Annotated in this window: 23 protein-coding genes and 1 rRNA gene; 5 read left to right on the forward strand and 19 right to left on the reverse strand. The window is 73.2% G+C overall.

Annotation, left to right across the window (positions count from 1 at the left end):
- Nucleotides 1-144: 144 nt before the first annotated feature.
- The 3 genes from rrf to AC0AIB_RS20540 all read left to right on the forward strand — a co-directional run bounded on the left by rrf (nucleotide 145) and on the right by AC0AIB_RS20540 (nucleotide 1,947).
- Nucleotides 145-261 (forward strand): 5S ribosomal RNA (gene rrf / locus AC0AIB_RS20530).
- A gap of 233 nt (nucleotides 262-494) precedes the next feature.
- Nucleotides 495-1,085 (forward strand): response regulator transcription factor, encoded by a 591-nt coding sequence (locus tag AC0AIB_RS20535; RefSeq protein ID WP_328347266.1) that lies wholly within the window; start codon nucleotides 495-497, stop codon nucleotides 1,083-1,085.
- Nucleotides 1,086-1,194: 109 nt separating this feature from the next.
- Nucleotides 1,195-1,947: a LuxR C-terminal-related transcriptional regulator gene (locus tag AC0AIB_RS20540; protein ID WP_465097266.1), complete on the forward strand. Its 753-nt coding sequence runs from the start codon at nucleotides 1,195-1,197 to the stop codon at nucleotides 1,945-1,947.
- Here AC0AIB_RS20540 and AC0AIB_RS20545 read toward each other — a convergent pair.
- From AC0AIB_RS20545 to AC0AIB_RS20625, 17 genes are all read right to left on the reverse strand, one after another.
- On the reverse strand, nucleotides 1,877-3,778 hold the full coding sequence (locus AC0AIB_RS20545; protein WP_465097267.1) for an ATP-binding cassette domain-containing protein: 1,902 nt from the start codon (nucleotides 3,776-3,778) through the stop codon (nucleotides 1,877-1,879). The two genes, AC0AIB_RS20540 and AC0AIB_RS20545, sit on opposite strands and share 71 nt — an antisense overlap.
- A complete protein-coding gene (locus tag AC0AIB_RS20550) occupies nucleotides 3,775-5,442 on the reverse strand; it encodes an ABC transporter ATP-binding protein (protein WP_465097268.1) in 1,668 nt (555 codons plus the stop codon). The genes AC0AIB_RS20545 and AC0AIB_RS20550 overlap by 4 nt, the downstream gene beginning before the upstream one ends.
- 72 nt (nucleotides 5,443-5,514) lie before the next feature.
- Nucleotides 5,515-5,634 carry a SapB/AmfS family lanthipeptide gene (locus tag AC0AIB_RS20555; RefSeq protein WP_067312693.1) on the reverse strand — a complete coding sequence of 40 codons (120 nt, stop codon included), beginning with the start codon at nucleotides 5,632-5,634 and terminating at the stop codon, nucleotides 5,515-5,517.
- Nucleotides 5,635-5,718: 84 nt separating this feature from the next.
- Entirely contained in the window at nucleotides 5,719-5,838 is a 120-nt protein-coding gene (locus AC0AIB_RS20560) for a SapB/AmfS family lanthipeptide (RefSeq protein WP_107155630.1), read from the reverse strand.
- Between the two features lie 91 nt (nucleotides 5,839-5,929).
- On the reverse strand, nucleotides 5,930-6,049 hold the full coding sequence (locus AC0AIB_RS20565) for a SapB/AmfS family lanthipeptide (RefSeq protein WP_328347252.1): 120 nt from the start codon (nucleotides 6,047-6,049) through the stop codon (nucleotides 5,930-5,932).
- A 70-nt stretch (nucleotides 6,050-6,119) separates the two neighbouring features.
- The gene (lanKC, locus tag AC0AIB_RS20570; protein ID WP_465097269.1) at nucleotides 6,120-8,735 is read right to left on the reverse strand and encodes a class III lanthionine synthetase LanKC; all 2,616 of its coding nucleotides are present in this window, start codon (nucleotides 8,733-8,735) and stop codon (nucleotides 6,120-6,122) included.
- A gap of 302 nt (nucleotides 8,736-9,037) precedes the next feature.
- The gene (locus AC0AIB_RS20575; RefSeq protein WP_465097270.1) at nucleotides 9,038-9,739 is read right to left on the reverse strand and encodes an aspartate/glutamate racemase family protein; all 702 of its coding nucleotides are present in this window, start codon (nucleotides 9,737-9,739) and stop codon (nucleotides 9,038-9,040) included.
- On the reverse strand, nucleotides 9,736-11,034 hold the full coding sequence (locus AC0AIB_RS20580; RefSeq protein WP_465097271.1) for an NAD(P)/FAD-dependent oxidoreductase: 1,299 nt from the start codon (nucleotides 11,032-11,034) through the stop codon (nucleotides 9,736-9,738). The genes AC0AIB_RS20575 and AC0AIB_RS20580 overlap by 4 nt, the downstream gene beginning before the upstream one ends.
- A gap of 12 nt (nucleotides 11,035-11,046) precedes the next feature.
- On the reverse strand, nucleotides 11,047-11,922 hold the full coding sequence (locus tag AC0AIB_RS20585) for a family 3 encapsulin nanocompartment shell protein (RefSeq protein WP_328347244.1): 876 nt from the start codon (nucleotides 11,920-11,922) through the stop codon (nucleotides 11,047-11,049).
- Nucleotides 11,923-11,954: 32 nt separating this feature from the next.
- Entirely contained in the window at nucleotides 11,955-12,794 is an 840-nt protein-coding gene (locus tag AC0AIB_RS20590) for a class I SAM-dependent methyltransferase (RefSeq protein ID WP_465097272.1), read from the reverse strand.
- Nucleotides 12,795-12,854: 60 nt separating this feature from the next.
- Nucleotides 12,855-13,682 (reverse strand): SDR family NAD(P)-dependent oxidoreductase, encoded by an 828-nt coding sequence (locus AC0AIB_RS20595; protein ID WP_328347241.1) that lies wholly within the window; start codon nucleotides 13,680-13,682, stop codon nucleotides 12,855-12,857.
- Nucleotides 13,683-13,686: 4 nt separating this feature from the next.
- Entirely contained in the window at nucleotides 13,687-14,646 is a 960-nt protein-coding gene (locus AC0AIB_RS20600; protein ID WP_465097273.1) for a sulfotransferase, read from the reverse strand.
- Entirely contained in the window at nucleotides 14,643-15,818 is a 1,176-nt protein-coding gene (locus AC0AIB_RS20605; protein WP_465097274.1) for an MFS transporter, read from the reverse strand. The genes AC0AIB_RS20600 and AC0AIB_RS20605 overlap by 4 nt, the downstream gene beginning before the upstream one ends.
- On the reverse strand, nucleotides 15,815-17,233 hold the full coding sequence (locus AC0AIB_RS20610; RefSeq protein WP_328347236.1) for a DegT/DnrJ/EryC1/StrS family aminotransferase: 1,419 nt from the start codon (nucleotides 17,231-17,233) through the stop codon (nucleotides 15,815-15,817). The genes AC0AIB_RS20605 and AC0AIB_RS20610 overlap by 4 nt, the downstream gene beginning before the upstream one ends.
- Nucleotides 17,234-17,613: 380 nt before the next feature.
- On the reverse strand, nucleotides 17,614-18,987 hold the full coding sequence (locus tag AC0AIB_RS20615; RefSeq protein ID WP_465097275.1) for a M23 family metallopeptidase: 1,374 nt from the start codon (nucleotides 18,985-18,987) through the stop codon (nucleotides 17,614-17,616).
- 155 nt (nucleotides 18,988-19,142) lie between these two features.
- Nucleotides 19,143-19,526, reverse strand: coding sequence for a hypothetical protein (locus AC0AIB_RS20620; RefSeq protein WP_328347232.1), 384 nt, complete (start codon nucleotides 19,524-19,526; stop codon nucleotides 19,143-19,145).
- 31 nt (nucleotides 19,527-19,557) lie between these two features.
- Nucleotides 19,558-20,151, reverse strand: coding sequence for a LysE/ArgO family amino acid transporter (locus AC0AIB_RS20625; RefSeq protein ID WP_328347230.1), 594 nt, complete (start codon nucleotides 20,149-20,151; stop codon nucleotides 19,558-19,560).
- Between the two features lie 69 nt (nucleotides 20,152-20,220).
- Here AC0AIB_RS20625 and AC0AIB_RS20630 point away from each other — a divergent pair, with 69 nt between their 5' ends.
- Nucleotides 20,221-21,102, forward strand: a complete 882-nt coding sequence (locus tag AC0AIB_RS20630) for a LysR family transcriptional regulator ArgP (protein WP_328347228.1) — start codon at nucleotides 20,221-20,223, stop codon at nucleotides 21,100-21,102.
- A gap of 114 nt (nucleotides 21,103-21,216) precedes the next feature.
- Here the strand turns inward: AC0AIB_RS20630 and AC0AIB_RS20635 are convergent, their stop codons facing one another.
- Entirely contained in the window at nucleotides 21,217-22,977 is a 1,761-nt protein-coding gene (locus AC0AIB_RS20635; protein WP_465097276.1) for a DUF6119 family protein, read from the reverse strand.
- A gap of 101 nt (nucleotides 22,978-23,078) precedes the next feature.
- On the opposite strand from AC0AIB_RS20635, the gene AC0AIB_RS20640 reads away from it, so the two are divergent.
- The gene (locus AC0AIB_RS20640) at nucleotides 23,079-25,049 is read left to right on the forward strand and encodes an N-6 DNA methylase (protein ID WP_465097277.1); all 1,971 of its coding nucleotides are present in this window, start codon (nucleotides 23,079-23,081) and stop codon (nucleotides 25,047-25,049) included.
- A gap of 46 nt (nucleotides 25,050-25,095) precedes the next feature.
- Here the strand turns inward: AC0AIB_RS20640 and AC0AIB_RS20645 are convergent, their stop codons facing one another.
- Entirely contained in the window at nucleotides 25,096-25,497 is a 402-nt protein-coding gene (locus AC0AIB_RS20645; RefSeq protein WP_465097278.1) for a hypothetical protein, read from the reverse strand.
- Nucleotides 25,498-25,557: the final 60 nt, after the last annotated feature.

Raw genomic sequence — 25,557 nt, forward strand, 5'->3', positions numbered from 1 at the left:
CGGTAACGGGTTCAGTTGACCGGTACTAATAGGCCGAGGACTTGACTACGAAGCTGCTACGCGTCCACTGTGCAACTCTGAACAAGCAAACACCCCGACTGGTCACACGACCAGCCCGCGCGTGTGTTGATATGTTCATAGAGTTACGGCGGTCATGGCGGAGGGGAAACGCCCGGTCACATTCCGAACCCGGAAGCTAAGCCCTCCAGCGCCGATGGTACTGCACTCGGGAGGGTGTGGGAGAGTAGGACACCGCCGGACAACCATTACGAGTAGGCCCACCCCGTACGGGGTGGGCCTACTCGCATATTGCCCTCTGACGCATTTAGCCCAATTTTCCACCCGCTCCGATTTCGTCGTCATTCTGACACTCGGGACTGATTCGGCTTTATCTCGGGAAAATGTTGTGAGTGGAAGAACTGACGAATAATCAGTTGTCGTCGGGTCCGGGTCGTTCATCAGAATCCGATTCATCTTCGCCGACGATTCGGGTCGTGGTGGTGGGTCCGCCGGGCCTGTTGCGTACCGCGTTGGCGGCGGTCCTGTCCGCCACACCCGGCTTCGAGCTGGCCGGAGAGAGCGATCCGGACCATCACCTGTCGGACCGGGTCGTCACCCGGCGGCCGCACGTGGTCCTGGTCGACCTGGACGCGATCGAGGATCCCGCCGTCCTGACCAGACAGTGGCACGCCCGGCTACCGGAGTGCGCCGTGGTGGTGTTGACGTCCCGACGGACGGCCCGGGTGCTGCGTCGGGCACTCGGGGCGCGGGTGCGGGGGATCATCGCCAAGGATGTCCCACCGCAGGAGCTGCTGGACCAACTACGGTTGGTCGCCGAGGGGCAACGGATGATCGATCCGGTGATCGCGCTGGCCGCCCTCGACGCCGCGGTGAACCCGTTGAACGAGCGGGAACGTGAGGTGACCGGCGCGGCGGCCCGGGGCCTGTCGACCAAGGAGATCGCCGCCCAGCTGCATCTGGCGCCCGGGACCGTCCGCAACCACCTGTCCGTCGTGTTGCGCAAAACCGGTGCCCGTAACCGTTGGGAGGCCGTGCAGCGGGCCCAGGACGCGGGTTGGATCTGACTACCGGCGGGAAGGGGTGTCGGACCGGTTACGAGTTCAATAAAATTCTCAACCGTGCGTCACTGGCCGCACACATTTCGCTGTCACGGGCTATATGTCGGGAGTTGCTATGGTCCGCACACTGCTCGCTCTCCAGGGTGGGCTGCTCCGGGGTGCGCTCGCACAGCTGCTCTCCGCCGAACACGACATCGAGATCGTTGGCGAAGTGGACAGTCCGCGTCACCTGAGGGCGGCCCTCCTGGCCCAACGCCCCGATGTCGCCGTGGTGGAGTTCGACATGCTGACCGTGGCGGAATTGGTCCGCCTGGCAGCTGCCGACTTCACCACCGGTTTCACCACGGTCTCCACCACCGATCCCGCCGTCGCGCTCACCGCCGTGCCCGGTGCGGATTCCACGACGCCGCCCGGAGCCGGTCCGGCCGGCGCGGATGCCGTCACCGAGCCGTCCCCGCAGCAGCCCGCCGCCCCACCGGTGGGATCCCTACTGGTCCTGGTCGAGCAGCGACGGGCCGGCCGACTGGGGCCGGTGCTCGCCGAGCACGGCCACCGAATCGGTTTCCTCAGCCGCGAGGTGCCTCCCGGCCGGATCGTCGACGGGGTCCGTCAGCTGGCCGAGGGGCGGGTCGTCCTCGACCCGGACCTGGTGGTGGCCGCGTTGGAGGTCGCCGACAGCCCGTTGACCAACCGGGAGCGGGAGGTGCTCGACGTGGTCGCCGAGGGGCACCCGGTGCAGGAGATCGCCGCCCGCCTGGTGCTGTCGGCCGGGACGGTGCGAAACCACCTGTCGCGGATCATGGCCAAGACCGGTGCGCGGACCCGCTGGGAAGCGGTACGGATAGCCCGCGAGTCGGGTTGGCTGTGACCGCCTCCGGTCCAGGTTCAGGTTCCTGTTCCGTCTCGCCGTAGCCGACCAGGGCACGATAGGCCGGCGAGCGGGCGAGTAGCCCCTCGTGGGTGTCCAGCAGCGCGGTCCGGCCGTCGAGCAGCAGGACCCGCCGGGCCCGCAGCGCCGAACTGACCCGGTGGGCGATCACCACCAGGGTGCCCGGACGGGCGGCGAACGCGCTCTCCCACCGGGCTTCGGTCGCCGGGTCGAGATGACAGGTTGCCTCGTCGAGGATGACCAGCGCGGCGGGGGAGAGCCAGGCCCGCAGCAGCGCCAGCTGTTGGCGTTCCCCCGCCGACAGTTCCGCAGGGCGTAGCAGCGCGTCGTAGCCGCCCAGCCGGGCCAGCAGCCCGGTAAGGCCCAGCCGGGCCGCCGCCCGGTCGATCGTGTCGTCCGGGAGGCCGGGAGCCAGGTAGTCGAGGTTCTCCCGGAGCGTGCCGGAGAAGACGTACGCCTCCTGGGGGATGAGCACCCGCCGTTCGGCCAGCGTCAGCGGCGTGGCCCCGGCCACCGGCGACCCACCGACGTGGACCGTGCCGGACTGGGGGTGCAGCAGCCCGGCGACCAGTCCCGCCAGGGTGGACTTGCCGATCCCGCTGGCCCCCACGATCACCAGGTGGTCGCCGACCGGCACCTCGAGGTCGAGGTCGTCGAGCACCGGATCGGCGTGTGGCCCGTACCGGAAGGTCACCCCGCGCAGCGACAGCGCCGAGGCAGCCGGTTCCGTGGCGCGGCCGGGCAGCGACCCGGCCGGCTCGGCACCGGCGATCTGGTCGGTGGTGGCGACAGGCGATGCGACCTGGTCGGTGGTGGCGGGGAACGGTGTGGTCTGGTCGGTGGCGACGGACGGTGCGGTGCTGGCCGGCGGCGCGGCGGTGCGCAGGAGCCGATCGAGGGTGACGGCGAAGCGGAGGCCGCCGGCGGCGACCCCCTGCACCAGGCTGTGCAGGGCCGGCTGCACGCCGCGCGTCACGTAGACCAGGGCGCCGAGCACCGCGCCGGGGCCCAGCCCCTGGCGGATCAGCCACGGTGTGGCCAGCAGCAGCGCCGGCACCGGCAGCCAGCCACCCAGTGCCAGGCTCAGGCCACGGGTCGCGGCCATGGTGGCCAGCCGTCGCTCCACCCGGGCCTGCGCGTCGACCGACGCGCCGACCCAGTCGGTGATCTCGTCCCGCGTGCCGCTGGCGGAGACGTCGCGGTGGCCGGTCACCGCGGTCACCACGGCCCGGCCGAGGCGCTCGTCGGAGAGCACGTACTCCCGTTGCCGGGCGACCATCACCGGCAACGCCACGGCGAAGAGGCCGAGACCGGCCAGCACCGGCACCGCCACCACCAGGGCCACCGGGGCGGCCAACGAGAACAGGCCGAGCACGGCGGCGCCGAGGGCGAACAGGAAGCCGCGTACCACCATCAGCAGCCCGGCGTAGGTGTCCCGGACCAGCTCCACCTGGTGGGTCAGCCGGGCCACCGCCGCGTCGTCGGCCCGGCCGCCGGCCGCACCGGTCACCGCGCCGCGTACCACCCGGCGGAGCAGGTCGTCGCGGAACGGTTCCACCACGTCGCCGAGCAGCGCGTACGACCGGTGGGTGCCGGCCGCGCCGACCAGTACCGCGAGCCCGAGCAGCGCCAACCACGCCAGCCCGACGCCCGGTCGGCCGGCCAGGAAGCCGCTGTCGACGGCGTGTGCGGTCAGCAGCCCCGACAGGGCCGCCGGTAGCACCTCGGCGGCCGACCAGCCGGCCAACCGCCACAGCTGTGCCCGCCGGGCCCGTAACGCGGCCCGGGTCACGCCGGTGACCGTGTTCACGACCGGAACACCTCCCGGTAGTCGGGGTCTGCCCAGAGCGCCGGGTGCGGGCCGACGGCACGGACCCGCCCATCGGCCACCCAGGCGACCAGGTCGGCGCGGGCGGCCATGCCGATCCGGTGGCTGACCACCACCCGGGTACGCCGGTCACCGGGCCCGGTCAACGCCCGGGTCACCTGGTACTCGGTGGCGGTGTCCAGGCTGGACGTGGCGTCGTCGAGGATCAGCAGCCGTTCGGCACGCAGTGCGCGGGCCAACCCGAGCCGCTGCCGTTCGCCGCCGGACATGGCGACCTCGGCCAGCGGGGTGCCGTACCGGTCGGGTAGCCGTTCGACGAAGTCGTGGATGGCCGCGGCCCTGGCCAGCGGCACCGGATCCGCGCCGGCCCCGACGGCGGCGCCTACCGTCTCGCCGACCAGCACCGGTCGTTCGAAGCCGTAGCCGACCGCGGCGTGCAGAGTGGCCGGGGTCAGCTCCGGCAGCGGCACCCCGTCCAGGAGCACCACGCCGTCGTCCGGGTCGCGCAACCGGCCGGCCACGGCGGCGAGCAGCGACTTGCCCGCCCCCGAGGCGCCCACGACGACCAGCAGGCTGCCTCCGGGCACCCGCAGGTCCACCCGGTCGAGCAGGGGCCGGCCGTCGGCGTCGCGCACGGTGACCCCGCGTAGTTCCAGGGTGCCCGGCCCGGGTGGCAGGAGACGGGTGCCGTACGGCCGGGCGGGTTCGGCGAGCACGTCGGCGGCCCGGCGGCAGCCGGCGCGGACCCGGACCGCGGTGTTGAGGGCGGCGACCACGGTGCCGAGGCCGGCACCGAGCGCGGCGTACTGGATGGCGGCCAGGAGTTCCCCGGGGGTCAACCGGCCGGCGGCCAGCGACAACCCGCCGACGGCGACTATCGCCACCTGGAGCAGCGGGTTGAGCACGGCACCCCGGGTCGCGGCTCCGGCCAGCACCGTCCAGGTCCGTGCGCCGTGCCGGTGCAGCGCGGCGAGCGGGGTCAGCACCCGCTCGACCTCCCGGTCACCGGTGCCGGCGGCGGCGATGGTGCGGGCTCCGGCCAGCGTCTCCACCAGCCGGCCGGCGAGCTCGCCCTGGGCCTGCTGGTAGCCGGCGACGGCGGCGGAGGCGTCGGCGACGAAGCCGCGCAGCAGCAGGGCGAGTAGCAACAGCCCCAGCACGAAGGTGACGCCGAGCCACGGGTCGATCAGGGTGAGCGCCACCAGGCTGCCGATCGGCGGCAACGCCACGGTGGCGGCCGTGACCACGGTCGGGGCGGCCTGGCCGGCGTCGGCGACCTGACCCACGACCCGGCCGGCCAGGTCGCCCACCGGGCGGCGGCCGGCGGTGCGTGGGTCGAGGGCGAACAGGTGACGCACCAGGGTGTGGCGCAGGTGGGCCACCGAGCGTGCGGTGGCCGCGCCGGTGCCGTAGTCGCGGAGCACGCCGGCGACGACCAGCAGGGCGATCAGTCCGGCGACGGCGGCCAGCCAGCGGCCGGAGGACGCCTGCGGCGTGGTGCCGACGGCGGCGTCGACGGCCCGACCCAGCACCGCCGGCAGGGCCAGTTCGGCCGCCGTCGCGGCCACGGTGGCCACGGTCAGTGTCGGAGTCCACCAGCCGGCGGCACGGACGGCGCGCAGCAGGAGCCGGTCAGCCGGCGTCATCGCACCTCCCCTCCCACGCCGCGCGGCCCCGGACCGGCAGGTGCCGGTCCGGGGCCATGCGATACCGGTCGATCAGTTGCAGGTGGTGACGCTCAGCGAGCTGTCGCCGCAGAGCAGCAGGCTGGCCTGGCTGCCGCCGCCGGTGCGCTCGGTGGCCGGCAGTTCCATCGCCTGGAGGTCGAGCAGAGCCATTGTCTTACCTCTTTCTGTCGATGTGGACGTGCCTGGTGGTCAACTCGGTCGGGTCGTCGGGTCGTCGGGTCGACGACCGTCACGTCAGTTGCAGGTGGTGACGCTCAGCGAGCTGTCGCCGCAGAGCAGCAGGCTGGCGCGGCTGCCGCCGCCGGTGCGCTCGGTGGCCGGCAGTTCCATCCCCTGGAGGTCGAGCAGAGCCATGGTCTTACCTCTTTCTGTCGATGTGGATCGCTGTCGTTACGGTGGTGCCTGATGGTGAGGTCGGTCGGCCGTCGGGTCGACGACCGTCACCTCAGTTGCAGGTCGTGACGCTCAGCGAGCTGTCGCCGCAGAGCAGCAGACTCGCCTGGCTCCCGCCACCGGTACGTCCGGTGGCCGGCAGCTCCATCCCCTGAAGGTCGAGCAGGGCCATGTCATTCCTCCTTTCCGTGGTCAGTCGGGTCGGGTGGCCCCGGGGTGACCCCCGGGGAGCGGGTGGGCCGTCAGTCGGCCGGGGTGGTGTCGCCGGTCGGGCCGTCGGACCGTCGGGTCAGCAACGGCAGCCGGACCGGGTCGGTGGGTCGGGTGGCGGCCACGGCGGCCAGCACGCCGGCCGTGCCGGTGGCCAGGTCCATGGAGATCCGCAACAGTTGGTCGCCGGGGAAGGCGGTGCCGTCGGCGTACGGCAGGGCGTGCCAGCCGAGCAGTCGGGCCTGGGCGTGGGCCACCTCGTACTCGCCCCGGCCGGCCAGGTAGGCGACGATGCCGGCGCGGCCGGCGAACAGGCCGGACTGGGCGTAGAACGGGAAGTCGGCGCAGCGGCGGATCGCCTCGGCCTGCTCCCGCAGGGTCTCGTCGGGCCGGTGGCGCAGGTACTGGTCGAGCACCAGGCCCACCCCGACGCTGCCCTCGGCGAGGTACGGCATGGTCCGCCAGCCCTCGTTGACCTCCAGGTGCCCGTCGTCGCGGCGGACACACCGGCGCAGGTCCTGCCGCAGCGCGGTGGCGGCGTGGTCGAGCAGCCGCTCGTCGGGTTCCCGCTCGTGCTGGCGCAGCAGCAGCAGGGCCGCCCCGGCGCCGCCGCGCATCAGTCCCGCGTACGGGTGCCGGCCGCCGCTGATCTCGGCCACCGAGTCGACGTCGCCGAGCCGCTCGACGACCAGGTCGACGGCCCGCCGGGCGGCGGTGGCGTAGCGGGACTCGCCGGTCACCTCGGCGAAGTGGGCCAGGTTCAGCCCGACCCCGGGCAGGCCGCCCACCAGGTCGTTGCCGAGGTCCGTCCAGGGTTCGTCGAGACAGCGGTCGACCAGCCGGCGGGCCTCGTCGCGGTGCCCGAGCAGGTCCAGCACGTACGCCACCCCGTGCAGCCCGTCGAAGAAGCCGAGTCGGCTGCCGGAGGCCGGTTCCCGGACCCGGTCGACGAGCCACCGGACGTGCCGGGGGTCGACGGTGGCGCCGGTGGCGTGCAACGCCCAGAGCACCCCGGCCGCGCCGTGGGCGAGGTTCAACCCGCCGTCGCTGCCGCTGAACTGCCGGATGTCGCCGGGGAAGAGCCGGTCGTCGCGCTGCGGGGTGGCGCTGGCGGTGATCGCCCGGACCAGCCGGTCGCGCAGACCGGGCCAGTCGTCCGGGTCGACCCGCACCACGTCGGGGTCCAGCGGCGCGGTCCCGCTCGTGGGGGTCGGCGCGGTCGTGGTGGCGGTCGGCTCGGCCGGTGGTTCGCCGACGATCACCGCGACGGTCTCATCGAGCACCGTCCGGTCGACCGGGAAGTTCTCGGCCACCACGTCGGCCAGGTGCGCCGCCTTCGCCGGGGCCAGCCGCAGCATCGCGGTCAGTGGCAGGAACAGGGCCAGTCGCAGGCAGGCCAGCGCGTACCTGTCGACGTCGAAGCCGACCCGGTCGCGGGGCGCGGCGAACGCCTGGTTGCGCAGCGCCGGTCGGCTCGCGTCGGCGGCCGGCGCGGCGACCTCGAAGTCGATCAGGGTGACCGCGCCGTCGTCGCCGACCATGATGTTGAACATGTGCAGGTCGCCGTAGACGATGCCGTGCGCGTGGATGGCCTCGACCGCCTCGGCGACCTGCCGGTGCACGTCCAGCGCCCAACGGGTGTAGTCGGCCCGGTCTGCGTCCGGATGCACCAGCGGGTAGCGCTGCACGACGAGCTGGTTGAGCGGGCTGCCCTCGACGTAGGCCAGGGCCAGGAACTCGTGCCCGCCGAAGCTGAACTCGTCGTGCACCCGGACCAGGTGCGGCACGTCGGCGAGCTGGCGCAGCACGGTGGCCTCCCGGCGCAGCCGGGTCACCGCGTCCGCCCCGGTGGCGTCCAGGCCGGCGTACGGGCGGGCCTCCTTCAACACCACCCGCTCGTCGGTACGGGTGTCCCGGGCCTCGTACAGGCCGCCGCCGTTGGAGAAGTGGATGACCTTCTCGATCCGGTACGGCAGTTCGGTGGTGCTGGCGGCGTTGCGGGCGGCCAGGTGCGGGGCGAGGAAGTCGGGCAGGGTGACCCAGTCGGGCAGGTGGAACACCGGGTCGCGGCGGTCGGGCACCAGCGTGCCGGTGGCGTCCTCGATGGCCGGCACCACCTGGCCCTCGGCGGAGAGGCAGTAGCGGGCGGCGAAACCGCCGTAGCGCAGGTAGACCGGGCCGTCGCCGTAGCGCAGGTCGCTCAGGATGTAGGGCCCCTGCTCGCCGTCGAGCAGCACCGCCAGCTCCTTGGCGGTCAGCTCCAGCTCGGCGTCGTCGCGCGGGTAGATGGTGACGAACTTGCCGCTGCCGCCCCGACGGGCGTACTTGCTGTTACGCATCAGCAGCATCCGGGGGCCGCGCAGGTGCTTGAACGGGATGCCGCGTGGCTGGCAGTACTCCATCACCTGGGCCAGCACCCGCTCGGCGTTGTCCAGCCGGGCCGAGACGTGGATCTTCCAACCCTGGGCGGGCAGGCTGCCGCCGATCGGGGCGTGGATCAGCCAGTCGTCCTTGACCTCGGACTCCCAGCCGGCGGGCTGCGGGCGGTCGGCGGCGTAACCGGTGCCGGTGGCGGTGGCGCTCGCGCTGGACAACGAGTCGTAGAAGAGCGGGTCGACCGCGCAGTACGAGTCGTATCTGTCGTCCATCTCGGCTGCCTCCCATCACCTGATCGGTTGATGTCAATCCTGCAATCGGCGGCCATCCGGGCACAGTGTGATGCGTCATCGACCCACGGTGAGATTCCGGCCGGAAACTCGTGACAATGGCGGAGTTTGAAATCGTGAATACGGCATCACCTGCGGATCGGCTGACGCCCGGCGCAGGCGAACACCGCCCGGCGGGCAGGGGCGACCGGGCGTGCGGGGCGGGACGTGGTGGCGGGCACAAAAATCCGCCGGTCAGCAGGGTCCGGAGTGGACCCTGCCGACCGGCGGGACGGGCGGTGCGGTTACCGGCGGCGGTCGGCGTACGGGCGGCGGGCCAGGCCGGCGTGCACCATGGTGGTGAGGGTGACGATGTCGTAGACCGGCACCCCGAGCCGGGCCTGGATCAGGTGCGCGAACGGCACCAGGTCGGTGCACTCGATGACCACCGCCCCGAGATCCGGCCCGGCCAGGGCGTCCGCCCGCGCCACCACCTCGGTCGCCAACCGGTCGACGTCGAGGGCGTCGCGCCGGCCCTCCAGCATCACCTCGCGGAACTCCGGGGCGTCGGCCATCCCGGCCACCCGGATCGGCACCTCCTGCGCCCCGATCGCGGCCAGGTGCCGGGGGGTCAGCGCCGTGGCGTCGGCGGTCAGCACGCCGACCGTCCGGTGCGGGCCGAGCATCCGGTGCACCATCGGCAGCTGCAGCAGGCTCGACGAGTGCAGCGGCACGTCCACAGCGGCAGCCAGCTCGGCCTGGAACAGCACCAGGAACCCGCACGCCCCGGTGATCGCGGCGACCCCGGCGGCCTGGAGGTCGCGGGCGGCGGTGACGAACGGCTCCAGCAGGGTCGGGTCGGCCTCGCGGACCAGCCGTTGCGGGGTGGCCCCCTCGACGACCCGGTACACCACCGGGAAGTCGAAGGTCGCCGGGTTGCGGATGTGCCCGGGAATCTTGTCGAAGGTGGTCTGCAGGCAGAGCACCCCGATCGCCGGGGCGCTCACCGGTGCCCCCGACGGTGCCGGTCCACCGCGAACGTCGCCACCGGCACGTCCGGGGGCGCACCGGTGACGAGCTGGGCGAGCAGCCGGCCACCGGCCGGGGCCAACCCCATCCCGATGTGCCCGTGCCCGGTGGCGACGCTGACGTTGCGGTACGACCCCAGCCGGCCGATCAACGGCAGGCTGTCCGGGGTGCACGGCCGCAGCCCGGTCCACACCTGCACCCGACCGCCGGTGTCCAGTGCCGGCAGGTACGACCGCACGGTGCGCAGGATCCCCTCCACCCGGCGCGGGGACACGGTGGTGTCCAGGCCGGTCAGCTCCAGCGTTCCGGCGAGCCGGACCCGTTCCCCCAACGGCATGACCGCCACCTTTCCCTCGCTGAGCAGGACCGGCAGCGTCGGTGTGGCCGGTCCGGAGTCGACTGTCACCGCGTACCCCTTGGCGGGTTGCAGCAGCAGGCCGACGCCGAGCTGTCGGGCGCAGGCCGCCGACCACACCCCGGCGGCGAGCACCACCTCGCCGGGCCGCAGGTCACCCCGGCTGGTACGCACCGCGCGGACCCGCCTGTCGACGGTGTCGAAGCCGCGTACCTCGGTGTCGGTGAGGATCTCCACCCCGGCGGCGCGCAACAGGCGGGCGAAGGCGACCAGGAACGCCGGGATGTGCAGCGCGGCGCCCTCCTCGTTGAGCAGCGCCCCGGCGACGGTGAACTCCACGCCCGGTTGCAGCCGGGCCAGCTCCGCCGGGTCCAGGGTGCGCAGCGGCACCCCCCGGGCCACCGCCGCCGGCACCGTCGCCCGCGCCTGCGCGTACCCCTCGGGGGTCCGGCAGGCCAGCAGCATGCCACGGGCGGTGAGGGTGCCGGCCAGCTCGTCGTGCGCGCAGACCTCTCGCAGGATGGCCAGGCTGCGCTGTTTGAGGTCGAGCAGCACCTCGAAGCCGGCGCGGGCCTGCCGCTCGGTGCAGTGCCGGCGGAAGTGCCACAGCCAGGTCAGCAGCTCCCGGTCGAGCCGGGGCCGGACGTGGAACGGGCTCTGCGGGTCGAGCAACCAGCGCAGCCCCTTGGCCGGCACGCCCGGCTCGGCCAGCGGCGCGGCACCCTGGGTGCCGACGAAGCCGGTGTTCCCCGACGAGCAGGCGGCCGGGTCACCGACCTCGCCCCGGTCCACCACTGTCACGGTCAGCCCGGCCCGGCGCAGGAACCAGGCGCAGAACAGCCCGGCCACGCCCGCGCCGACGACCAGGACGTCGGGATCGGACCGCCCGGGTACGCCCGGCGCGGGCGTCGTCGACATGTCGACCCCCGCCTACAGGGTGACGACGAAGAAGCAGGTGGGCAGGTTGACCACGACCCGCTCCCAGATCTCGGCGCACAACGCCCGACCCGGCTCGGCGAAGGTCCCCGGCGGCGGCTCGGCGAACCGGATGTTCGACCGGCCGGCGTCGAAGAGCACCGCGCCGTGACCGAAGTCGCCGACGATAGCGGTGCCCGGGTCGACCAGCCGGGTCCGGACGATGAAGACGCCGTTGTCCTCCACGTCGCGCAGCAGGTGGCCCTCGCCGAGCAGCCGGTAGTAGTCCGCCGGGTTGATGATCAGCCCGTCGGCGGTGCTGCCCATCTGCTCCACCTCGTTGCAGGCGGCCAGGATGGTCGAGGCGAACGGCGCGGGGTCGGTGAGCCGGCCGAGCTGCGGCATGTTCAGCAGCCCGCCCTCGCCGCGCAGGATGGTGTGGTTCTCGGCGGTGGCCAGCCGCACCACCAGCCGGTAGTCGATGAACTGGGCGAAACCGACCGGGTCGTGCCACAACTCGTCGGGCACCTGCACCCAGGCCCGGGTCGTCAGCAGCTCCGGAATGGGGGAGCGGTGGAAGTGGTTGGCGGCCTCCCGGCGCAGGTCCGCGCCGTCCACGGCCGGGTCACCGGGGCGCGGCGGGCTCTCGTGCCAGTAGAACTCCTGCGGCTCACGGGACAGGTCCACCACCTTGAGCACGTTGCGCGACGGGTAGCGGGGCTTGCGCCGGGAACTGGTCAGCGAGTCGGTGATGGTGACGTCGTAGTCGACGGCGGTGTCGAAGCCGTCCTTGCCGAACGCCTCGACGAACAGGCCGCCGGGCGACATCTGGGTCCGGCGTTCGGCGACGACCTCGGCGATCGTCCGCTTGACGGTGTCGGTGCGCTGCATGACTTCCCCCTGTGGTGGGTGCGGTGTGCGGGTCAGGCCGGCTTGCGGGCGACGAACAGGCCCCAACCGAACTCGCCCCTGTCGATCGCGGCCTGGATCTCGTCGCAGGAGGCGGCGAAGCCGAGGATCCACTGCCGGGCCGCCTCGTCGTCGGTGGCGGCGGCCCGCTGCCGGGCGGTCTCCCCGAGCACCCGGTACGTCTGCCGGATGTGGCCGTCCAGACTGCGGGCGACGGTCACCTCGAACCCGGCCGCCGTCAACGCCTCCCGGTAGCCGTCGAGGGAGTAGCCGCTGCTCCACCGCACCCGGTCGTAGACGTGCCGGCGGGCCGCCTCGCCGATCTCGGCGACGGGTTGCAGGAAGTCGGTGACGGCCAGCGTCCCGCCGGGGGCGAGCACCCGGAACATCTCCGCGTGGCTGCGCGCCTTGTCCGGCACCAGGAACAGCGCGTCCTGGCTGACCACGTGGCTGAAGCTGCCGTCGTCGTACGGCATGGCGGTGGCCGAGCCGTGCCGGAAGGCGATCGGCAGCCCGTCGCCGCGCTCGGCGAGCTTGCCCTGGGCGAACCGGACCCGCTCGATGCTCAGGTCCAGCCCCTCGCCCCGGCAACCGGTGCGCCCGGCCAGCCGCAGCAGGAAGTTGCCGCAGCCGCAGCCGACGTCCAGCACCGTCGAGGAGGCGTCGATGCCGGCGTCGGTGGCGAGCAGGTCGGAGGTCCGGTCCGCCGCCGCCGGGTAGTCGGTGTCGTCGTCTCCGGCGAAGTAACCGGTGTGCAGCACCCCCTCGCTGTCCCAGAAGCTGAGGTAGGTCTGGGTGGTCTGGTCGAAGAACTCGGAGACGTCCCGTTCGGTGAACTGGCTGGTCGTGGACATATGCGGGCACTCCTTCGTGCGCGAGGGGCAGACGTCGGGCCGGCGTGGGCCGGGCGGGGGTCAGGCGTAGGTGTCCTTGCGGACCCCGGTCAGGTGGGGCAGCTCCGGGCCGGTCGCCGCCGCCCCGCCGTCGATCAGGTGCACTCCGGCGGTGACGAACGAGGCCCGCTCGCTGGCCAGGAAGGCGGCCACCGCGGCCACCTCGTCCGGCCGGGCCAGCCGGCCCAGCGCGCTGTGGTGCCCCATCGCCCGCAGCCGGGCCTCCACGTCGCCGTCGGTGGCGAGCCGGGCCGCGGCACGTTCCATCGGCGGGGTCCGCACCCCGCCCGGGGCCAGCACGTTGACGGTGATCCCGTCCCGGCCGACATCGACGGCGAGGCCCTGGGCGAAGCGGACCAGCGCCGCCCGGGTCACCCCGGACAGCACCAGCGGCCCGATCGGCACGCAGGCGGTCTCGGAGGCGACGAAGAGCAACCGCCCCCAGCCGGCGGCCCGCAGGTGCGGCAACGCGGCCGTGGCCAGCGCCACCGCCGGCAGCAGCACCCGGTCCACGGCGGACCGGTAGTCCTCGACGTCGAAACCGGTGGCGGTGCCGACCGGTGGGCTGCCGCCGCCGGCCACCAGCACGTGCACCCCGCCCAGGTCGGCGGCGACCGCGTCGACCCAGCGGCGGGCCGCGTCGGGGTCGGTGAGGTCCACGCTGGTGGCGCTGACCCGACCGGTCGCCACCTGCGCCAGCTCGCGTTCGGCGGCGGCCAGCCGCTCCGGGTCGCGGCCACAGATCGCCACCTGGGCGCCCTCGGCGGCGAACTCCTTCGCACAGGCCAACCCGATGCCGCTGGAACCCCCCGCGACCAGGGCCACCCGCCCCTTGAGCCCGAGATCCACGCCGTTACCTCCCGTTGTCCGGTGTGCTGCCGACCTTGGTCGTGCTGGATCCGCCGGTGGACCGGTAGCCGTAGCGGCCGAACAGCGGCCAGGCCAACGCGGTGGCGGCCAGCCGGCGGCGGGGCGACAGGGTGCGCCGCCAGCCGTCGTCGGAGTCCCGGACCAGGGTCGGGCCGGTGCGGAACCGGTCCGGGTTGCCGGTGACCGTGTGGTTGGGGTGCAGCTGCACCGTGCGGCCCCGCACCGGGTTGCCGGCCGGGTCGGCGGCGCAGAGCCGCAGCAGCGCGTCGACGGTGCCGGCCGGGTCGGCGGTGAACTGCTCGTAGCGCAGGAACATCGACCGGTCCGGGTGCCGGCGGGTGATCGCGGCGGAGGCCAGGTTGAAGCCGTGCCAGTAGGCGGTGCTGCGGGCGGCGGACATCGCGTAGACGTACTGCTTCGGCTCCCGCCACGAGTGCGCCACCGCCCGGGGATCCCGGACCAGGTGCACGTAGTACGGCCGGATGCCGGGCAGGTGCGACAGCAGCGCCGCCTCACCGGGGATCTTCGTGGTGTCCACGATCACCCGCGCGCCGGTGCGCTCGGCGATGCCCCGGTAGACCCGGCCCATCAGGTCGGCGTGTGCGCGGATCTCGTCGTCGTGCAGGCCGCGCCGCAGCACCCGCCAGGTGTGCCTGGTCCGCACCCGGGTCCACTGCCGACGGATGACCGCCTCGGCGTGCGCGTCGGGGGAGGTGCCGTCGGGGCGGCCGATCGGCAGCACCGTCGACCAGATCGGGCAGCCGGTCAGCGGCTCGCCGCAGCCGCACCTGTCGTTGACCCCCCGACCGGTCGCGTTCTTCCACAGGAAGTGCAGCTCACCGACGTGGAAGAAACCGGGCACCTCGTTGAGGACGTTGCCGATGATGGTGCTGCCGTTGCGGCACCAGCCGGTGACGCACAGGACGGTCAACGGGTCGCTCATCGGGCGGGTACCTCCGTGGGTGCGGTGACCGGGCGGCCGATCCGTACCGCCAGCACGGCCGCGACCAGGGCGCAGGCCGCGCCGACGGTGAAGACCGCCGGGTAGCCGAAGCCGGCGGCGACCAGACCGGTGACCGGCCCCCACACCGCGAGCCCCAGATCCCAGAACGAGGTGTACGCGCCGATCGCCGCGCCCTGGCGGGCCGGGTCTGTCCGGTTCATCACCATCAGCGCCAGCGACGGGTGCAGCAGCGAGAAGCCGACCCCCATGATCACGCTGCCGGCGACCGCGACCGGCAGGTTGGGGGCGACCGCGATGACGGCCAGCCCGACCGCCTCGCCGACCCCGCACCAGGCGGCCACCCGGCGCGGGCCGAGCCGGTCGGGCAGGTGACCGATGACCAGCCGGGTGCCGGCGTAGACGGCGCTGAAGCAGCTCAGCACCACCACCCCGTGACCGATGTCGCGGGTGTCGAGGTGCAGCACCACGAACGCGGCCAGCCCGGCGTAACCGGCCGCACCGAAGGTCAGCGCGATCCCGGGCAGCAGCGCCGGGCGCAGCAGCAGCCCACCGCCGCCGCCGGTCGGGGCGGTCCGGGCCGGGGTCGGCACCATGGCGACCAGCCCGGCGGCGACCAGCGGCGCGGCGGCGCTGAGCACCCAGACCGCGGTGAAGGAGACCTGTTGCAGGGTGGCGCCGAGGAACGTGCCGGCGGAGATGCCGCCCCACATGCTCACCCCGTACAGGCCGATGAGTTGACCGCGCCGGTGGTGCGGGGCCAGCGCCACCGTCCACACCGCACCTGCGGTGAACAGGGCGGCCTCCCCGGCACCCAGCAGCAGCCGCACCGCGACCAGCGCGGGCACGCTCAACGGCAGCAGGTAGAGCAGGCCCCCGGCGGCGACGACAAGCGCCCCGGCCAGCATCACCGTGCGGTGGCCGTGCCGGTCGGCCAGTGCGCCGGCGACCGGGCGGACCAGCAGCGCGGTCACCGCCGTCACGGTGACCACCAGGCCGACGGTGAAGTCCCCGGCGTCGTGCCGGTCACGCAGGAACGCCGGCAGCACCGGGATGACGGCGGTGAGCCCCAGGTAGCCGGCGAAGAGGCCACCGAAGATGCCCACCATGGCAAGCCGGGGGACGGCCGCGTCCCGGGTGGGAACGGTGGTCATGCGCGCACCGACTCCGCCCCGACCGGGGCCGGGTCGGACGACTCAGCCCGGGTCACTGCCGGGGCGGCCGGGTCCGCTCCGGCCACTGTCGGGGCCGATCCGGTGGGGGCCGACCCGGTCGAGGGCAGGGCGGCGGCCACCTTGCGGACGGCGCGGATCAGCTCGCCGCAGTCGTCGGGGGTCAGGCTGGACGACAGCGGCACGTCGACCGTCTCGGCGAGCAGCCGGGCGGTGCGCGGCAGGGTGGCGCGGATCCGCGCCGGGTCGGTGTCGTCGTACATGAACCGCCAGTTCCAGAAGGCGCGAACGTTGAGGTCGTCGTCCGAACCGATGTTGCGGGCGTCGATGCCCTCGGCGCGCAGCGCGCGGGCGAACCAGCCGGCGTCGCCGCCGGGCACCCGGAACACGAACGCCTCACCGAGGTACGCCCCGGGCGCGACCGGCTTGCGGATCGCGATCCCCGCCACGTCGGCCAGTGCCCCGCTGACCTGGGCGTAGTTGCGGTGGAACAGGGCCAGCCGATCCGGCAGCCGGGTCAGCTCGGCGCGTAGCAGGGCGGCCCGGATCTCGTCCATCCGCAGGCTGAGCAGGGGCAGCTCCAACCCGTCGACAGGTGGATCGCCGTCCGGGAAGTGCCGCCGCAGCCGCCCCTCGTACGCCCCGGACAGCGCCACCGCCCGGCCGAACAGGGTGCTGTCGTCGGTGACCAGGAATCCGCCCTCGCCGCAGTTGAGCGCCTTGTCGGATTGGGTGCTGAACGCCCCCGCCACCCCGAACGTGCCCAGCTTGCGGCCGTGCAGCTCGGCCCCGAGGGCGGGCACCGCGTCCTCGATCAGCGGTACGCCCATCTCGGCGGCGAAGGCGGCCAGCGCCGCGACGTCGGCGGCGAAGCCGCGCATGTGCACGACCAGGATGGCCTTGATCTCCGGTCGCCAGCGGCGGCGCAGGTCGTCGAGGTCCATCCGTAGGTCGTCGTCGACCTCGACCAGGAATGGGCGGCAACCGGCCAACACAATGGCGCTGGGCGTGGCGACGAAGGTGAATCCCGGGCAGGCCACCAATGCGCCGGGGGGAACGGCCGCACCCATGATGGCCAGCGCGAGCGCGGCGGTGCCACTGGAAACCGCGAGTGCGTGCCGGGTGCCGAAATAGCGGCACAATTCGGCCTCGAACTGCCCGCACTCCGTTTCCGACTCGTTACGGTGGTCGTAGCGGAAGTAGAGGTGACTGCGGATGGCCCGCATCGCCGCTTCCTCGTCCTCCCGGCAGACGTGCACCGCGCCCTTGTCGTAGGTGGGCCACGGGGTGCGCCGGATCGGTGCACCGCCCCGGAGGGCGAGTTGTTCGTGCAGCTCAACGCCGTGCGACCCGATTTCGGTTCGGGTCGGTGCGGGACATTCGTCGTTCCCGTTCACCGGTGTGCTCCTGACTGCCTGCGGCGGTTTTCCGACTGAGTCGATAGGAATTGCGCGCGAGGCTTCCACCTCGCGGGCAACCGCGTCGAAACGCCGAAAGAACCACCAGATCCGACATTTACGCGGGCCGGGAATCCAGTGAACAACATGATTGCCGCCGGGATGCGGGCCGTCAACCATCCGCTCGGCGTCGGTCGTCGACTTAGCACCCGTTGAGGCGGATCGGCGGCCACCGTCATTGCTGACAGTGAGCATTACGAATGGTCAATGGTGGGACATTCCGGTGCGTCGGATCGCCCCGGCCCTGCTCGGGTGGGTGGGCGGCGGGCAGCGGGCCTCCTACCGTGTGTGCGGGAAGGCCTGGCGGGTCGGCGTGATCGTCAGGCGGTGTAGAGGACCTTCACGCCGCTGATGCTCGTCGCCGAGACGGCGGTGCCACGGACACCGGAGTTGAGGTTGCGCCAGCCGGCGTTGCTGGCCGCCTCGTGCACCATCCCGCCGACCACCGTGTAGACGATCTTCACCCCGTTGAAGGCGATCGCGGCGAGGGCGTCGGTGCTGACCCCGGAGATGCCGGTGTTCAGGTTGCGCCAGCCGTTGGCGCTGGACGCCTCGTGCACCCAGCCGCCGATCACGGTGTAGACGTACTTCACCCCGTCGACGGTGATCGCGGCCAGGGCGTCGGCGCCGACCCCGGAGATGCCGGAGTTGAGGTTGCGCCAGCCGTTGTTGCTGGCCGCCTCGTGCACCGTCCCACCGACCACGGTGTAGATGATCTTCACGCCGTTGAGGTTGATCGCGGCGAGGGCGTTGCTGCTGACCCCGGAGATGCCGGTGTTCAGGTTGCGCCAGCCGTTGGCGCTGGACGCCTCGTGCACCCAGCCGCCGATCACGGTGTAGACGTACTTCACCCCGTCGACGCTGATCACGGCGAGGGCGCTGTTGCTGACGCCGGAGATGCCGGTCCAGAGGTTGCGCCACCCGGTGTCGCTGGACGCCTCGTACACCCGGCCGTCGTTGACCGTGTAGAGCAGCTTGTTGCCGTCGACGACCATCGACGCGGTGGCCGAGCCGGTGATGCTGTTGACCGGCAGCATCTGCCAACCGCTGTGGCTGCCGGACTCGTACACCTGGCGGTTGGCGGGCTGGCCGCAGTTGCGGCTGGTCATGTTCCGGGCCGGTGAGGTGGGGCCGGCGATGTAGAGCGGGCCGGTGGACGGGCTGCCGTCGGAGGTGATGCCGGAGGGCACCCCGTCGAAGTACGACTCGGTCTTGACGCCGTCGCGAACCTGCTCGTAGTGCAGGTGCGGGCCGGTGGAGTTGCCGGTGCTGCCGACCCGGCCGAGCTGCTGGCCGGTCGACACCCACTGCCCGGCGGCGACCATGGGCGTCTCGATCATGTGCAGGTAGAGCGTCCGCCAGCCGCCGCCGTGCTCGATGACCACGTACCAGCCGCCGCTGCTGCCCCAGCCGGCGAACGTGACGGTGCCGCCGTAGGAGGCGAGCACCGGTCGGCCGTTGCTGGCCCCGCCGGTGAAGGTCAGGTCGATGTCGTAGTCGTCATGGCCGTAGTAGGTGGCCATCCGCCAGGTCTCGCCGCATCCCACAGGCATCTGGAAGTGCGGTCGGGGGCCGGCGGCCCGGGCCGGGGCGGCCACGACGGCGGTGGTGCCCGCGACCGCGAGCACTGCGACGCCGGCGGTGGCCAGTGCCAGGCAGGCCGAGGTGAGGACCCGGGCGAGTGGACCCGTCATGGCGGACTTCCCTCCTGAGTGGAGCGTCGGTCGAAGGGTGTCGATCCTACGGTCCACGCGTCCATCCCAGGGGCGGGGTCTGCCGTCCCGGCCCGCAGCTGTCCGGCGTCGTCGACCGGGACGTCCTGCGGTCGGAAGTCCTGATCGGTGGGGGCTCAGCAGTTGTGCGTCTGCCAACTCACCTTCGTCGCGAACATCGGCACGTACAGGTCCCCTCCCTCGCCGGGAAGAGCGCACAGCGTGCCGGTGAGAGGCGTCCCGAGGTAGTTGTAGGCCCAGGTGATCTCGGCCTTGCGGGAGGTGTAGTTGAAGAAGTTGAACGCCGGCACGTTGCCGGTCCATTCGCTGCTGGTCACCAGCAACGGGGTCGCTGTGGGTCCTTCCGGCGGGTGGTTCCAGTTGGGCCAGATGCAGAACAAGCCCTGCGGGCAGTTCCCGGCCGGCCAGGACGAGGTCTGGGCTGCTGCCGCCGGGGCGGCGGGGGCGGTGGCCAGCACGCCGGCGACGGACGCGGCGAGGGCGACGGACTTCAACAGCACGGCTCACCTACTTCGCCGCCGTTCTCGCGGCTCAGCCCACGGCCACCGAGGCGGCGACGGCCACCATGATCACGGCGATCGTCCCGTCGACGACCTGCCATGCCGCCGGGCGGGCGAGCAGCGGCCCCAGCCGGCGGGCGCCGAGACCCAACCCGGTGAACCAGGTCAGGCTGGCCGTCGCCGCGCCGACCCCGAACGCCCACCGGTTCGGGTCCTGGTGGGCGACCGTGCCGAGCAGCACCACGGTGTCGAGGTAGACGTGCGGGTTGAGGAACGTGAACGCCAGGCAGGCCAGCAACGTCGCGCGCAGCGTGGCAGGGGGACGGTCCAGCGGGGTGAGGGCGGCGGGACGCACGGCCCGGCGGGCGGCCAGCACCGCGTACCCGAGCAGGAAGGCGACGCCGCCCCAGCGGACGGCGACCAGGACGGCCGGCGTCGCGGTCAGCGCGGCCCCCAGGCCGGCGATGCCGGCGGTCATCAGGGTCGCGTCGGCGGCCACGCAGATCGCCACCACCGGCAGCACGTGCTCCCTGCGCAGCCCCTGGCGCAGCACGAAGGCGTTCTGCGCCCCGATGGCGACGATCAGCGCGAGGGAGAAGCCGAAGCCGGCGAGCACGGAACCCATGGCGGCCAGGCTAGGGTGACGGGCTCCTGCGCTCCAGCTAAAGTTTCTTCACTAGCGTTAGAATCGCTTATGCCGCTCGACCCGGTCCAGCTGGAGACGTTCCAGGCCGTCGTCACGCACGGCAGCTTCGACGCCGCCGCGCGGGCGCTGCGCGTCACCCCGTCGGCGGTCAGCCAGCGCATCAAGGCGTTGGAGCAGGCCGTCGGGCAGGTGCTCGTGCGCCGCACCCGGCCGTGTGTGCCGACCGCCGCCGGCACCCCGCTGGTACGCCTCGGCGGACAGGTGGCGCTGCTGGAACAGGAGGCCCTCGACGCGGCACGCGGCACGCTGGGCGACGGCACCCGTACCCGGGTCGCCGTCGTGGTCAACGCCGACTCCCTCGCCGGCTGGTTCCTGCCGGCGCTGACCGCCGTGCCTGACGTGCTGGTCGACCTGCGTACCGACGACGAGGCGCACACCGCGCACCTGCTGCGCGACGGCACCGTGATGGCAGCGGTCACCACCGAACGCACCGCCGTGCAGGGCTGCCGGGTCCTGCGCCTCGGCGCGATGCGGTACCTTGCCGTCGCCGCGCCCGCCCTGCACGCCGCACGCTTCGCCGGCCGCGACCCCGCGGCGGTGCTCCCGACCGCGACGATGATCCGCTTCGACCGCAAGGACGACCTGCAACACCGCTTCGCCCGGAGGCTCACCCGGCGCGACGTCGACCCGCCGACGCACTTCGTGCCGGGGACTGCCAGCTTCACCCAGGCGATCCGGCTCGGCCTCGGCTGGGGCCTGCTCCCCGAGGCCGTCGCGCGCCCCGACCTGGCCGCCGGTCGCCTCGTCGACCTGGTCGCCGGCCACCACCTCGACGTGCCGTTGTACTGGCAGTGCTGGCGGCTGGAGTCGACGGCATTGGCGGCGCTGACGGCAGCCGTCCGGGCCGCCGCCGGCACCGCGCTGCGCTGACCGCCCCGGGCCGGGACCGATGAACCGTGCGGGGCTGCGCAGCGTGGTGTGGGGAAGTGGGGTAAAGGAACACATGACACGTCTCCTGACGTCGGGCTGGGGGATCGGGGTGGTTCAGGCGGCGGGGATGCCGACGACCTCGACGTCGACGTCCTCGGCGCGCAGCGCCTTCACCGCCCGGTAGAGCGCCACCTGGGCGAAGGTGAACAGGGTGCCGACGGTGACCGGTCGACCGCTGCCCAGGGCGATCGCATAGATCACCTTGCGGGGCCTGAAGTCCGCGCCGATCTCCCGGCCGTTGGGCTGCCGCCGGACCAGCTCGGCGAACTGCTCCCGGGCGTCCGCCTCGTAGCGCAGGGCATCCACCGAGGCGGCGCCCTGGGCGAAGAGATGGCTCAGCGGGGAGCTGCCCGAGGCGCGCTTGACGTGGATCAGCTCGCCGTGCGGGCCCAGCAGGTCGCAGGCCTCGATGCCGCGCCGGTGCTGGGCCGTGCGCAGCAGCTTCTTGTCGAGCAGCACCAGGCGGGGATCGCGGTCGGCGACGGCCCGGTTGTAGGCGTCCTCGTCGGGCAGGTCGGGCGTCCACGGCGGCAGGCTGATGCCACTGGGGCGGCTCAGGATCTCCGCGATCTCCTGGCGCAGGAACTCGCGGTGCCGGTCGCCGATCTCGTACCAGCCGCCTTCGTGCAGCAGCAGGTGGCCCGCGCCGACCGACACCTCGGCGGTGATCCAGCGGGCGACCGGCGTCGAGAGCAGTTCCTCGGTGCCACCCGTGTCGGCGCAGAGGGTGATCCGTCCCTTCTGGAGCCCGGCCCACCGGTCAGCCTCCGCCGCCCGCCGGGTGTGGGCCAGGACGGCGGGCAGGTCCAGCTCGGTGACCAGGGCGGACCGTCGGCCGGACTTCGGGACCTGGATCCGGTACGACCGCACGGCCTCGATGTCGGCGACGAGGTCGCCGGGAACGGCCACCCCGAGCTGCGCCGGCTCCGACTCGCCGAGCCGGGCGTCCAGCGCGGCGGTCAGCGCGGGCAGTCGGGGATCCCGGGGGGAGACCGGTCGGATCTGGGTGACGAACTCCAGGTCGGCCAGGGGCGACTCCTGCCGGCAGACCCGGTCGATCTCCCGCAGGTCGGCGAGCAGCCCGGCGGGCTCCACGGCGAGGTGGATGCGCAGCGCGTCGCCGCCCTCGATGCGGGTGGGCCGGCCGGTGCGGCGGCACACGGTCAGGTTCGGGTTGTCGGTCGGGCCGCAGAGCTGGCCGACGATCTCGCCCCACTTGTCGATGCCGAACTTGCGGATGGGTTGACCGGCCGGGACGAGGCTGCGGTCCACCCGACCGGCGATGCCAACCATCCGTCGCCTGACCTGGCGGATCTCGCTGGACAGCAGTGCGCGTACGGCGAAGGAGACCCCGAACGTCGGGTCGACGACCGTCTGCTCGATCAGGTGTCGGCCCAGCGTGCCGTAGGTGAGGGCGTACGCCCGGTCGTCGACGGCCAGCAGGAGCGCGCCGCCGCCGCTGCTGTAGCCGAGCTCGACCTCGCGGCCGGTGAGGCGGGTGAGCACGTCGCACCAGTCGGCGCGGGGGCGGGGCACGGTGCCGTGCACGAGCAGCGCCGGTGCGCCGGCGACCTGCCGGGTGTTGACCGGGAAGCCGCTGTCCATCAGGTACTGGCGGTTCAGCGCCCGGGTCAGCCCGGCGGCCGTCGGGTCGACCCGGAGCCGGTGGACGGTCGTCGGGTAGGTCCCCGGTGGTGGGGCGGGCACCGGGTGCTCGAACAGCGGAGGCTGGGTGTTCCCGGGTCGCCGGGAGTCCTCCCGCGCACCCGGGCGGGTCGACGATCCGGTCGTCAGGTGGTGCTGCGTGTGCCGCATCTCGATCTCCTCGCAGTGGCTCCGTTGCGGTGTACATGAGAACATCACACGTGAACGCTGTCAACAGACGTGATGCTTGACGGCTGTGGCACACTACGAAAATGCAGGAGACACCGACCATGACGGCAGCGGAGATCGCCCGGCTCGCCGGGGTCGGCCGGGCCGCCGTCAGCAACTGGCGCAAACGGCACGCCGACTTCCCCGCCCCGGTGGGTGGCTCGGCGGCCAGCCCCGAGTTCGACCTGGGCCAGGTCGAGCAGTGGCTCCGCGACCAGGGCAAGCTGCCCGAGCTCGACACCGCCGACCGGCTCTGGCGGCACCTCGCGGCGGCCGGCGAGTCGCCGGCCGCCGCCCTCGTCGCCGTCGGCGCGAGACTGCTCGCCCGCCACCGCGACCACCCTCCCCAGGACACCACCGCACCTCCCGCCGGCTCGCAGCCCGGTACGGCGCTGCCCGCCGGTTCGTTGCCCACCGCACTGCCGGCCGCCGGTTCGTTGCCCGCCGCGCTGCTGGCCGACGTGGACGCGCTCGCCGACGAGCGGGGTGCGCCGGACGCCTTCGACGAGTTGTGGCGGCGGTTCTCCGGCCCCGGTCCCGGTCGGCCCCTCGCCACCCCCGACGACCTGGCCGACCTGATGGTCGGGCTCGCCGCAGCGGGCGGCGGCACCGTGCTCGACCCGGCCGTCGGCTCCGGGGCCACCCTGCGGGCCGCCGCCCGCGCGGGCTGCACCGCCGCCTACGGGCAGGAGATCGACGCGGACCTCGCCGCGCTCGCCGGACTGTGGTTGGCCCTGCGGGACGTGCCCGGCGAGGTGCGCACCGGTGACTCGCTGCGCGCCGACGCGTTCGCCGGCCAGCCGGTCGACGCCGTCGTCTGCCACCCGCCGTTCGGCGTCGCCAACTGGGGCGACGACGAGCTGGGCCACGATCCCCGCTGGATCGTCGGCACCACCCCGCGTACCGAACCGGAGCTGGCCTGGGTGCAGCACGCCCTCGCCCACCTGCGGGTCGGCGGGCACGCGGTGCTGCTCATGCCGCCCACGGTGGCCAGCCGCCGCGCCGGCAAGCGCATCCGCAGCGAACTGCTGCGCCGGGGCCACCTGCGCGCGGTGATCGCGCTTGCGCCGGGGGTGGCCGCGTCGCACGGTGTGCCGCTGCACCTGTGGGTGGTGCGGCGGGCCGCGACGGACGCGCCGCCGCCGCCACGGGCGCTGCTTGTCGACGCGGCCGGCGGCGAGCTGGCCGAGACCGCCCCCCGGGTGCTGGCCGTATGGCGGGACTTCGACACCGCGCCGGACGCCGAGGTCGACCAGGCCGGCTTCGCCCGCACCGTGCCGGTGATCGAACTGCTCGACGAGGAGGTCGACCTGACGCCCGCCCGCCGGCAACCGGCCGTCGGCGGCGAGGTGTCGGGAGAACAGTTGGTACGCACCAGAGAGCGGCTGGCCGCCGTCGTCGCCGAGCTGCCGGCGCTGATGCCGCCGGCCACCCCCGCGCCCGACGGGGCGGCCGGGCAGTTCCTCACCGTCGGCGAGCTGCTCCGGGCCGGCGCGCTGCACCTGGTCGGGCCGGTGCGGGCCGGCGTATCGGAGCCGGCCCCGGACGGGCCGCCCGTGCTCACCGTCGGGGACGTGCTCGCCGGTGCGCAGGCCTCCGGCCGGATCGACGACCGGTACGGCCAGCAGATCCCCCTGGAGGTGGGGGACGTGGTGGTGCCGGTGGTCGCCCAGCAGCTCACCGCGCGGGTGGTCACCACGGCGGGGGCGCTGCTGGGGCGCAACCTCTATCTGTTGCGGCCGGATCCGGGGGCGCTGGACCCGTGGTTCCTGGCCGGGCAGTTGCGCACCTCGGCCAACGAGAAACAGGCGTCGAGCCTGTCCGGGACGCTGCGCTTCGACATCCGGCGGGCGTCGGTGCGGCGGCTGGGCCTGCCGGAGCAGCGGGCCTACGGCGAGGCGGCCCGGCGGCTGGACGACTTCGAGCGGGCACTGCGGCAGGCGGCGACGCTGGGGGCGGAACTGGTGCAGCTCACCGCGGACGGGCTGGCCCGGGGCGCGATCCGGCCGACGTGAGCGGTCCCCGCCACCCGGGGGTGACGGGGACCTGGCTGCGCCGGCGTCACGACGAGATCGTCAGGTGGAACGCCCGGTCGGCGGGGGCACCCGCCGAGGTGAATGTCTGGACGAACACGCCGTTCGGCACGCCGAACCGGCCGACCACCGCGATCTCGCCACTGGGCGAGGCCCCGACGGCACCGGTCAGGCCGATGCTCCCCACGTACGCGGAGCGGGTCAGGTCGTGGCTGAACACCACCTGGTACTGCCCCACGGCGAGGCGGGTGGACGAGACCACCCCGAAGCCACGGTTCAGGACCCCGTTGGCCTCGACCACAGCCCAGAAGAGCTGCGCGGTCGGCGGCATGCCGGCCGAGGTGGCGGGGACCAGAAGCGCGGTGGCCTCGGCGATGTCACTGGCGCTCGGGGCGGGCTGGTCGGCTTTCTTGGCGGACTCGGTGGACATGGTGTCTCCTTCGGGTGGCGCCGCAGCGGTGCGGCGGTGTGGCAGTAAAGGGGTAAATTT

Source organism: Micromonospora sp. DSM 43699 (assembly GCF_055517075.1).